The sequence below is a fragment of the Nocardia jinanensis genome (genome assembly GCF_014645735.1).
In the GTDB taxonomy this organism is placed as follows: domain Bacteria; phylum Actinomycetota; class Actinomycetes; order Mycobacteriales; family Mycobacteriaceae; genus Nocardia; species Nocardia jinanensis.
Genome location: NZ_BMMH01000001.1, coordinates 652,484 through 662,916, shown reverse-complemented (window position 1 = coordinate 662,916; position 10,433 = coordinate 652,484). Strand labels below are relative to the sequence as shown.

At 66.4% G+C, this 10,433-nt stretch carries 8 protein-coding genes; 7 read left to right on the top strand and 1 reads right to left on the bottom strand.

The window, feature by feature from the left end:
• The first annotated feature begins 41 nt into the window (after positions 1-41).
• A complete protein-coding gene (locus IEY68_RS03030; protein ID WP_229718605.1) occupies positions 42-1,286 on the top strand; it encodes a cytochrome P450 family protein in 1,245 nt (414 codons plus the stop codon).
• Positions 1,287-1,436: 150 nt separating this feature from the next.
• Entirely contained in the window at positions 1,437-2,627 is a 1,191-nt protein-coding gene (locus IEY68_RS03025) for an aminoglycoside phosphotransferase family protein (RefSeq protein ID WP_189093988.1), read from the top strand.
• Between the two features lie 18 nt (positions 2,628-2,645).
• Here the strand turns inward: IEY68_RS03025 and IEY68_RS03020 are convergent, their stop codons facing one another.
• Positions 2,646-3,173 (bottom strand): hypothetical protein, encoded by a 528-nt coding sequence (locus IEY68_RS03020; protein ID WP_062995929.1) that lies wholly within the window; start codon positions 3,171-3,173, stop codon positions 2,646-2,648.
• Between the two features lie 739 nt (positions 3,174-3,912).
• Here IEY68_RS03020 and IEY68_RS03015 point away from each other — a divergent pair.
• The 5 genes from IEY68_RS03015 to IEY68_RS02995 all read left to right on the top strand — a co-directional run bounded on the left by IEY68_RS03015 (position 3,913) and on the right by IEY68_RS02995 (position 10,422).
• Positions 3,913-6,219 carry a SulP family inorganic anion transporter gene (locus tag IEY68_RS03015; RefSeq protein ID WP_062995927.1) on the top strand — a complete coding sequence of 769 codons (2,307 nt, stop codon included), beginning with the start codon at positions 3,913-3,915 and terminating at the stop codon, positions 6,217-6,219.
• 83 nt (positions 6,220-6,302) lie between these two features.
• The gene (locus tag IEY68_RS03010; protein WP_308434935.1) at positions 6,303-6,797 is read left to right on the top strand and encodes a TIGR02611 family protein; all 495 of its coding nucleotides are present in this window, start codon (positions 6,303-6,305) and stop codon (positions 6,795-6,797) included.
• On the top strand, positions 6,794-7,468 hold the full coding sequence (locus IEY68_RS03005) for a (2Fe-2S)-binding protein (protein ID WP_062995925.1): 675 nt from the start codon (positions 6,794-6,796) through the stop codon (positions 7,466-7,468). The genes IEY68_RS03010 and IEY68_RS03005 overlap by 4 nt, the downstream gene beginning before the upstream one ends.
• 245 nt (positions 7,469-7,713) lie before the next feature.
• Positions 7,714-9,786 (top strand): threonine--tRNA ligase, encoded by a 2,073-nt coding sequence (gene thrS, locus IEY68_RS03000; RefSeq protein ID WP_062996094.1) that lies wholly within the window; start codon positions 7,714-7,716, stop codon positions 9,784-9,786.
• Positions 9,787-9,822: 36 nt separating this feature from the next.
• Positions 9,823-10,422 (top strand): ATP adenylyltransferase, encoded by a 600-nt coding sequence (locus IEY68_RS02995; protein WP_189093986.1) that lies wholly within the window; start codon positions 9,823-9,825, stop codon positions 10,420-10,422.
• Positions 10,423-10,433 lie beyond the last annotated feature (11 nt).

The window sequence follows — 10,433 nt, the reverse complement described above, 5'->3', positions numbered from 1 at the left end:
CACCGGTTGCCGAGGCTCAGCTGCCGCGACTGGAGGACACTCTGAATTCCGTACGCCCCGCCGCTCCGATCGCCTTCGGGTCGCCCGAGAAGAGCGATGGACCCCGGATCCCCCTCTACTCCGACGAGATCGCCACGACACCCCACCGCGCCTATCAGAATATGCGTCGCCGGTACGGTTCGCTGGTACCGGTCGAACTGTCGCCCGGGATCCCGGCGACGCTGGTCATCGGATACCACACCGCAGTTCGGATTTTGAACGATCCCGAACATTTTCCCGCCGATTCCCGGATCTGGCAGCAGGACATCCCGCGCGACTGCCCGGTGCGGTCGATGCTGGAGTGGCGTCCGGCCGCGATCCGCAGCACCGGCTCCGAGCACACGCGTTATCGGCGAGCCACGGTCGCCGGCCTCGACGGTGTGGACCTGTTCGCGATGCACTCCACTGTCGAGCGGATCGCGCTCCCGCTGATCGACAGCTTCAGCGTGACCGGTTCGGCGGAACTGATCGGGCAGTACGCGTTTCCGCTGACCTTCGCGGTGGTCAACAGCATGCTGGGATGCCCGGCGGAAATCGGCCAGCGGGCGGCGGCCGGTATGGCGGCGATGTTCGAGGGCGCCGACGCGGACGCGGGCAATATGATGCTCGGCCAGGCGATGGCGGATCTGGTCGATTTGAAGCGGTCCGAGCCGGGCGACGATGTGGTGACGCGGCTGCTGGCGGATGCGGCCGCCCTCGACGACGAGGAGATGCTGCACCAGGTTCTCAGCTTCTTCGGTGCGGGTATCGAGCCGTTGCAGAATCTGATCGTCAACACCCTGCGGCTGATGCTCACCGACGAACGTTTCGCGGGCGGCATCCTGGGCGGGAGCCTGTCCACCCGGGACGCGTTGGACGAGGTGTTGTTCACCGACCCGCCGCTGTCGAACTATACGGTTTCGTTCCCCCGCCAGCCGATCCTCATCGACGGTGTGTGGCTGCCCGCACATCAGCCGGTGGTGATCAGTATGGCCGGTTGCAACAGCGATCCCGCGATCGATACCGGTGTCTACACAGACAATCGTTCGCACCTCGCGTGGAGTATCGGCCCACATGCCTGTCCGGCGAAATCAGTGGCTTACCTGGTAGCCCAGGACGCTATCGATCAGCTGCTGGACGCGCTGCCCGAGATTCGCCTGGCGGTCCCGGCCGATGAACTGACTTGGCGACCGGGACCCTTCCATCGTTCACTCACCGCGCTGCCGGTGACCTTCCCCGAGTCCGCGCCTCTGAGACCGGCCCCATAGAACCGTTCCACCGGCGCTCGACCGGCCGCGCCGGGGGAACGTGGACCCGGCGTAGCGCCGGCCGTTGCCACGGCTGGGAGCGCAGCGTTGGGCCCACCAATTAACGTGCTGGTCGCAGAGTTTCGAGTGTGAAGGGTTCTGGTGGTCGAGGTGTCGGTTCGGGATAAGAGCAGGGCGGTAGGGCTCACTACGCGTATCGCGGGGTACTACCTGCGGGATGTGATCCGGAGAACGGCTCCCACCGACCTCACCGAGGTGCCCGCGGCACCCGAACGGCTGACCGAGCAGTGGTTGACCGCAGCGCTGTGCGCACAGCATCCGCAGGCGCGGGTGGAATCGTTCACGTTGACCGAGGGCAGCAACGGCACCTCGTCGCGGCGCGGGCTGACCGTTCAGTACAACGAGGCCGGTACGGCGGCCGGACTGCCCACCGACCTGTTCACGAAATCCACTGCGGCGCTGACGATGCGCGTCGTCTGTGGGCTGTGCGAACTACTGGGGAACGAATCCGGTTTCTATCGACACATCAGGCCCGAACTCGATATGGAGGCGCCGTGGTCCTACCATGCTGCCTTCGATCCACGGTCCTATCGGTCGCTGTTCGTCCTGGAGGATGTCGTGGCCACCAAGGGTGCGACTTTCGGCAACCCGCTCACCCGCGTCCTGGACAAGTCCATGGCCGAGGATATGGTGGGCCAGCTGGCGGTCTATCACGGCGCGTACTGGGACAGCCCGCGGTTGCGCAGCGATTTCGGATGGTTGCTCACCGGTGAGCAGTGGCACACCACGATGAACAATATGATCAACACCGGCCGGATGTTCCGCAACGGTCTCGCGCGCGGTGCGGATGCGATTCCCCCGGAACTGCGCGGCCGCCAGGACGAATTGTGGCCGGGCCTTTTCCGGGCGATGTCGCTGCACGACCGCACCCCGCAGACCCTGCTGCACGCGGATGTGCACGCGGGGAACTGGTACGTCACCGGAGACGGCCGGATGGGCCTCTACGACTGGCAGTGCACCCTGCGCGGTAACTGGGCGCTGGATTTCGCGTACGCGATCATGTCCGCGCTGACCGTCGAACAGCGCCGGGAATGGGAGCGCGACCTGCTGGAATTCTATCTCGACCGGCTGCGGGCCGCCGGTGGCGCGGCGCTTGGTTTCGACGCGGCGTGGCTCCAGTACCGGCAGCAGACCTTCCAAGGTGTTTTCGCCTGGGTCGGCACCCTGGGGCAGGGCCGGATGCAGCCGGATATGCAGCCGCGCGATATCAGTCTCGCGAACTTCGAGCGGATCCTGCAGGCGGTCGTGGACCTGGAGTCCCTGGACAGTCTGGCCGAGTAGGGCGAGGCCGCGGCCGGCTCAGGTCCCGGGCCGGCCGGGGAGGGGATGGGCCAGGAATCCGTCGGCGAAGTACTGCATCGAGCCGCATCGGTCGCAGCGGTAGGCGTGCTGGTGGAGCAACTCCTGGCCCCATTCGGCGGGACGATCGGTGAGGATACCCGCGACCCCGGTTATGAAGCCGAGTACGCCGATATAGGTCCGTCTCCGTTCACACCAGGGACAGTCGAGGTCGACGGCTTCATGAATCCGGCGGATCTCGTTGTCCTGCTCCCGCATTCGCTGCCGCGCCTGCTCTATGTAGCGTTCCGCGTGGCCGAGTGTGAGCTGTTCGGGGGCGCTCCGGCCGCCGTCGTAGCCGGTATGGGCGGAGGTGCGCAGGTGCGCGAACTCGGCGGCCGAGCGGTGCACCTCACGGCTGCCACGTAAGCCGCCCGCTTTCCGGTAGGAGATCTCCGCCCGTGAAATACCTTCCGGCAGTCCGGAAGTCAGCTTCACATATTTGGGATCATCCATATTCGGTTTGAACTCGATGCCCCGGTCCGACACATGACAAAGGGTACCGCCGAGGGGTGAACGATGGCGGTCCGCGAGATGTCCGGCGGACCGTACCGGCGTTTGCCGGGCCCGGTGCGCGGCGGGTGCGCGGGGACGGTTACGCACGGTCACCGGTAAACATTGTGTTTCCGCTGGTCAGCGCATAGCGATGTTCGATAGAGTCGAACTTGTCCATCGAGGCGAGCCGATCGCGCCGATGGCCCGGTCACACGGGGGTGACTTCGGGGCGACGTGGTTCACCGGGTCTCAATGACACGTATCGATTGGGTAGCGATTGTCATTTTCGTCTCACTACCTCTATTGCCAAGTTTGGGTAGTTCTTTACTATATGTGGAGCCGGACTGTGGCTTCTCGCACGAGCGGGACGCCATGGGCATGGTTGTGACGGTATGCCGTAACGGTTCGTCCGCTCGCCGTTCGGTGAACTTCGATCAGCTGTCCTGCATGGGTTTTCGGCAGTATTCTGATAGTCGAGCCTGCTCGTCCGATGTGGTTCGAAGGGTGAGATCGTCCCCGTTCGATCGTCGCGGAGGCGGTATCACCAGCGGTGGCGATCCTCTCTTAAGTTTTGCTCAGTCTTTACCAATACCATAGCGATGGTTTAAAACTCGGCCCGTTGCCGTGCCGAGGACCTACTTCACCGCGAGATGCCGGTTCGCGGTCTGTGCCCGACTGGACATGTTGATCGTCAACCGACCTCGGCTTCGTGCCGAGTCGGCGAAGGAGAACAATGGCAACCAATAGCCCGAATTCCCCTGTATCACCGCCTGGATCGGGCTCGTCCGTGTTGGCGGCCGGGCCCGGATCCCGCTTTCCCTCCCTGAACCTGAACTCGATACTGCGCCACGACGTTCCGGCCTCGATCGTGGTCTTCCTCGTCGCGCTACCCCTGTCCCTCGGCATCGCGATCGCCTCCGGCGCCCCGGTGGCGGCCGGTCTCATCGCTGCCGTCATCGGCGGTATCGTCGCCGGCGCGCTCGGGGGCTCCGCACTGCAGGTGAGCGGCCCGGCGGCGGGCCTCACCGTGATAGTCGCCGAATCCATTCATCAATTCGGCTGGCGGGTGACCGGGTTCATCGTCGTGGCGGCGGGGGTATTGCAGATCCTGTTCGGTCTGAGCAGGATCGCTCGCGCGGCACTCGCGGTAGCGCCGGTGGTGGTGCACGCGATGCTCGCGGGTATCGGTGTCACCATCGCGCTGCAGCAGGCCCATGTGCTGCTCGGTGGTGAATCCAACAGCACCGCCTGGGAGAACCTCACCGAACTGCCCGGCCAGATCGTCTCCACGCACGGTCCCGCGGCCTTCCTCGGGATCACCGTCATCGCCATCATGCTCGGCTGGAAATACCTGCCCGAACGCGTGAAGGTGGTACCCGGTGCGCTGGCCGCCATCGTGGCGGCGACCGTGCTCTCGCTGGCGCTGTCACTGGACGTGAAACGGGTAACCATCGACGGGTCGCTGTTCGACGCGATCGGCCTGCCCGAACTGCCGCGCGGCGATTGGGCCGGTATCGCGATGATGATCCTGACCTTCGCGCTCATCGCCAGCGTGGAGAGCCTGCTGTCGGCCGTGGCCATCGATAAGATGCATACCGGGCCGCGAGCGGATTTCGATCGCGAGATGATCGGTCAGGGCTCGGCGAACGTGCTGTCGGGTCTGCTCGGTGGCCTACCGGTCACCGGTGTGATCGTGCGCAGCTCCACCAATGTGGCCGCGGGTGCCCGCAGTCGGGCGTCGGCGGTTCTGCACGGGGTGTGGGTGCTCGTGTTCTCGGTACTACTGGTGTCGCTGGTGGAGCAGATTCCGCTGGCCGCGCTGGCCGGCCTGCTGATCGTCATCGGCGTGCAACTGGTCAAACTCGCGCATATCCGGCTCGCGCACCGCACCGGCGACCTGCTCGTCTACGTCGTCACCCTGGCCGCGGTGGTGTTCCTGAATCTGCTCGAAGGTGTGCTCATCGGCCTGGCGCTGGCGTTCGCGCTGTTGATCTGGCGGGTCGTCCGGGTCACGGTCACGGCCGAACAGATCGGTGGCACCGACCGGTGGCTCCTCCGAATCGATGGATCCTGCACCTTCCTGTCGCTGCCGAAACTGTCCACCACTTTCGCGAAGATCCCGCCGGGAGTCGCGGTGACGGTGGAACTAACGGTGGACTTCCTCGATCACGCCGCCTACGACGCCATCACCGACTGGGCGCGCCAGCACGAGAGCAACGGTGGCAGTGTCGATTTCGTGGAGATCGGCGCCGCGCGGATGGCGAACGCGGAAGCGGCGCCGCCCTCGCGCAGTATGGGCCGGGTCGTTCTCGACGATGTTCTCGGACCCTGGCAGGTGGACCGCAACGGCGCGTCGAACGGAACAGGTGACAGCGGCGATCCACTGGTCAGCGGTATTGCCGCCTACCATCGCAGCCACGCGCATCTGGTGCGACCGCATCTGGACGAGCTGCGTCACCGGCAGGATCCGGATTCCTTCTTCCTGACCTGCTCGGATTCGCGGATCGTCCCGAATGTGATCACCAACAGTGGTCCGGGCGATCTGTTCACGGTCCGCAACGTGGGCAATCTGGTGCCCGAACAGGGTGACGCCTCGGTGGAGGCGGCGCTGGTCTTCGCGCTGGAGAAGCTCAATGTCCGGTCCGTGGTCGTCTGCGGTCACTCCTCCTGCGGGGCCATGGGCGCACTGCACTCGGGTGAAGCGGCCGGTCCGGGTATCGACCGGTGGCTCGAGCACGGGCAGCCCAGTCTGGAGCGGTACCGGGCCGGACATGTGGTCGGGCGCGCGGCCGAGGCCGCCGGGTTCGGTCCGGTCGAACAGCTGAGCATGGTGAACATCGCGGTTCAGCTGGAGAATCTGCGGCGGCATCCGTCGGTCCGCAGGGCTATCGCCGAGCGCGGGCTCACCGTCTCCGGTCTGTTCTTCGATATCGCGAGTGCCCGGGTCATCGAGGTCCGGGTCGACGGGACCGCTCCCATCGAGGACAACGACGGCTTACTCGAGCAGTTACAGAGAGAGCCGGCGCAGAGCGCCCGTTGAGGTTTCCGGATATGACCCGCCCGGGTGTTCCGGGCGGGTCACATCCGCCCTCTCCGGAGCCGGCCTCTCGTAGGCTGGTTTCCGTGGAAAGTCGTTCCGATTCCGTCGCGGATCGCCCTGGAGCCGAAAACGGCGCACAGGTGGATACCGCTACCGAACCCCAGGACTCCGAACGGTCCGGTCCCGCGCTCTGGCGTGCCTACCGGGACCGGATCGCGCGACGTCCTACGCTCGAGCTCGTCTACCGGGTCGGGGTGGCAGTCGTCGGCACCGTGGTGTTCGTCGCCGGGGTGATCACCATCCCGTTCCCCGGCCCCGGGTGGGCACTGGTATTCGCCGGTATCGGCATCCTCGCCACCGAGTTCGCGGTGGCGCGGCGTGCGCTGGTGTGGTTGCGGGACAAATATCGGCGCGGTATGGCCTGGTACATCTCGAGCGGGCCGCTGGTGCAGGTGATCGCCTTCCTCGCGACCTGCGCACTCGTGGTGGCCACCCTGTGGATACTCGGGACGTTCGGATTGGTCGCTGACTTGATCGGAGTCGATTGGCAGTGGTTGCACAGCCCCTTGATGTCGTGAGCCCGGTGGGTGGCGCGATGCTCACCGACGAACCGTGGCTCGCGGCCCGGATCGCGGACCTCAGCGCATCCTGGCGTACCGATTCGATGCGGGTGGGCGCGACGCTGTGGTGGTGTATGACGGCCTCGGCGCTGGTCGAACAGGTGGTGGGAGCGCTGGCGCAGGAGCGTCCGATACCGGCGCCCACGCTGGATCGTCTCGCGCTGACACTGCGCGCCGACGGGACGGTGGAACGGATCGAGATCGATGATGCCGGGACCGGTGAACCGGGCGGGGCTCCGGACGTCGCGGAACCGACTATGGGCCGCGATGCCGGCACCGCCGAGATCGATATCGCGGCGGCGCTGCGGGAGACCCTCACCACGGTGATCGACCGTCTCGCGGCGGTTTCGGGTGTCCGAGAAGCGGCGCTGTGGGCGGTGGTCACCGACGTGGTGGCCAGTTGGGCCGTCGACGCCGGGCGGCCGATCATCGGCCGGCGGCTGGCGGACGCGATCGGTGCGGTGCTGCCCGAACCCCGCTTCGTCGAGGTCGCCGGGCGAACGTTCGTCCGCCGTGCCTCCTGCTGCCTGGTGTACGAGGCGCCGGGCCGGGAGAAATGCGTGAGCTGCCCCAAGCGTCGCCCGGAGGAACGTGCAGCGCTGCTCGCGGACTACGCGCGGCGGGGGTGACGAGCCGGTTCCGCGTCGCGGCGGCCGGTGGCCCGCCGATCGTGCGGACGCCGCGTGCGACGACGCCCGGTCCATCGACACGCGTTACCGGCCGTGCCGATAGCATGGTCGCGGCCGGGCTGTGCCCGGTCACCGAAGACGGACGAGCCGTCACCGAACCGGACTGAGCCGGTGTGGGGCGAGCGGTCCGAAGCCCGAGCGAGCCGGAACGTATCCAGCCGCGGAGACCCGAGGAGAGCCCCACCGTGACCACCACAGCCCCCCGCAGCCCAGCCACCCTCGTCCGGGTGCCTGCCGGGACGACGGCGGGTGCCGCGGTGCGTGAGGCGGGCCTGCCCACCAAGGGCCCCGATACCGTCGTCGTCGTCCGCGATGCGGCCGGACAGCTGCGCGACCTCTCCTGGACCCCGGAACTCGATACCGAGGTCACCCCGGTCGCCGCGAACACCGAGGACGGCCGCAGCGTGATCCGCCATTCGGCCGCGCACGTCCTCGCTCAAGCGGTCCAGCAGGAGTTCCCCGAGGCGGTGCTGGGTATCGGCCCGCCGATCAGGGACGGTTTCTACTACGACTTCCGGGTCGACCGGCCCTTCACTCCGGACGATCTGGCCAAACTGGAAACCCGGATGAAGAAGATCGTCAAGGGTGCGCAGCGGTTCGCGCGCCGGGTGGTCGAGGTGGATCAGGCGCGTATCGAACTGGCGAAGGAGCCGTTCAAACTCGAGCTGATCAGCGATAAATCCGGGATCGACGATCCGGAGATCATGGAGGTCGGCGGTAACGAGCTGACCATCTACGACAATCTCGACCCGCGCACCGGCGAACGGGTGTGGGGCGATCTGTGCCGGGGCCCGCACATCCCCACCACCAAGTTCATCCCCGCCTTCAAACTGACCCGCAGTTCGGCCGCGTACTGGCGCGGTGATCAGAACCGCGAGGGTCTGCAGCGGATCTACGGCACCGCCTGGGAGTCCCCGGAGGCACAGGACGAGCACCTGCACATGCTCGCGGAAGCCGAGAAACGCGACCACCGCAAACTGGGCCTGGAACTCGATCTGTTCTCCTTCCCGGACGAACTGGGTTCGGGCCTGCCGGTCTTCCATCCCAAGGGCGGCATCATCCGCAAGGAGATGGAGGACTACTCGCGTCAGCAGCATGTGGCGGCGGGCTACGAGTTCGTCAACACCCCGCACATCACCAAGGCGCACCTGTTCGAGACCTCCAAGCACCTCGAGTGGTACGCCGACGGTATGTACCCGCCCATGCACCTGGACGCCGAACTCGATGAGGACGGCACCGTGCGCAAGCCGGGGCAGGATTACTACCTCAAGCCGATGAACTGTCCGATGCACAACCTGATCTACCGGTCTCGTGGCCGGTCGTACCGGGAACTGCCGCTGCGGTTGTTCGAATTCGGTTCGGTCTACCGGTACGAGAAGTCCGGCGTGGTGCACGGCCTGACCCGCGCCCGCGGTTTCACCCAGGACGACGCGCATCTCTACTGCACCCAGGAGCAGGTGGTCGAGGAACTGACCAGCACCCTGCGGTTCGTGCTCGACCTGCTGAAGGCCTACGGTCTGGACGACTTCTACCTCGAACTGTCCACCAAGGACCCCGACAAGTACGTCGGCTCCGACGCACTGTGGGAAGAGGCCACCGAGACCTTGCGCCAGGTAGGTGAGGCATCCGGTCTGGAACTCGTGCCGGATCCCGGGGGCGCCGCCTTCTACGGTCCGAAGATCTCGGTGCAGACCAGGGACGCGCTCGGCCGCAACTGGCAGATGTCGACCATCCAGCTCGATTTCTTCGAACCGGATCTGTTCGAACTCGAGTACACCGCTTCCGACGGCACCAAGAAGCGGCCGGTGATGATCCACCGTGCCCTGTTCGGCTCGATCGAACGTTTCTTCGGCGTGCTCACCGAGCACTACGCGGGCGCTTTCCCGGCCTGGCTGGCGCCGGTACAGGTCGTCGGCATCCCGGTCGCCGACACCTTCGTCCCGCATCTGGACGAGGTGGTGGCGCAATTGCGCGCGGGCGGCGTCCGCGCCGAGGTCGATCGCGGTGACGACCGGATGCAGAAGAAGATCTTCAACCACACCGCGCAGAAGGTGCCGTTCATGTTGCTGGCCGGCGCGCGGGATGTGGAGGCCGGCGCGGTGAGTTTCCGGTTCCGGGACGGCACCCAGGTCAACGGTGTGCCGGTGGGCGAGGCGGTGCGAGTGGTCGTGGAGTGGGTCCGCCGCCGCGACAATTCCTCGCCCACCGCGGAAACGGTTCGCCCCCTGGTGGACGGCGAAGGCGGTGCGCCCGAGTGATACCGGGTCGGCCCGGGCGGGGAAAGGGTATGGAGCATGAGTGAGCGCACGGTGCCGGATGATCTGACCGAGGAGTCCGGTCCGACCGGCCGGCGGTCGGACGAGATCGTGGATCGCGGTGCGGGCGAACCGGATCGGTTGCAGCGGCTGTGGACGCCGTATCGGATGTCCTATATCGCGGAGGCCGCCACCACCGCCCCCAAGGGCGCGACCGGGCATCCGTTCACCGATATCCCCACCATGTCCGACGAGGACGGTCTGGTCATCGCCCGGGGCGAGCAGGTGTACGCGGTGCTGAACCTGTACCCCTACAATCCCGGGCACATGATGGTGGTGCCGTATCGCCGGGTCGCGAACCTGGAGGATCTCACCGCCGCCGAATCGGCCGAGCTGATGGAGTTCACGCAGCGGGCCATCCGGACGATGAAGAAGGTGTCGCGGCCGCACGGTTTCAATGTGGGGCTCAACCTCGGCGGGGTGGCGGGCGGCTCATTGGCCGACCACCTGCATCAGCACATCGTGCCGCGCTGGGGCGGCGACGCGAACTTCATCACCGTCATCGGCGGCGTCAAGGTGATGCCGCAACTGCTGCGGGAGACCCGGGCCCTGCTCGCGTCGGCCTGGGAGGAGGCGTAGATGGGCGACGC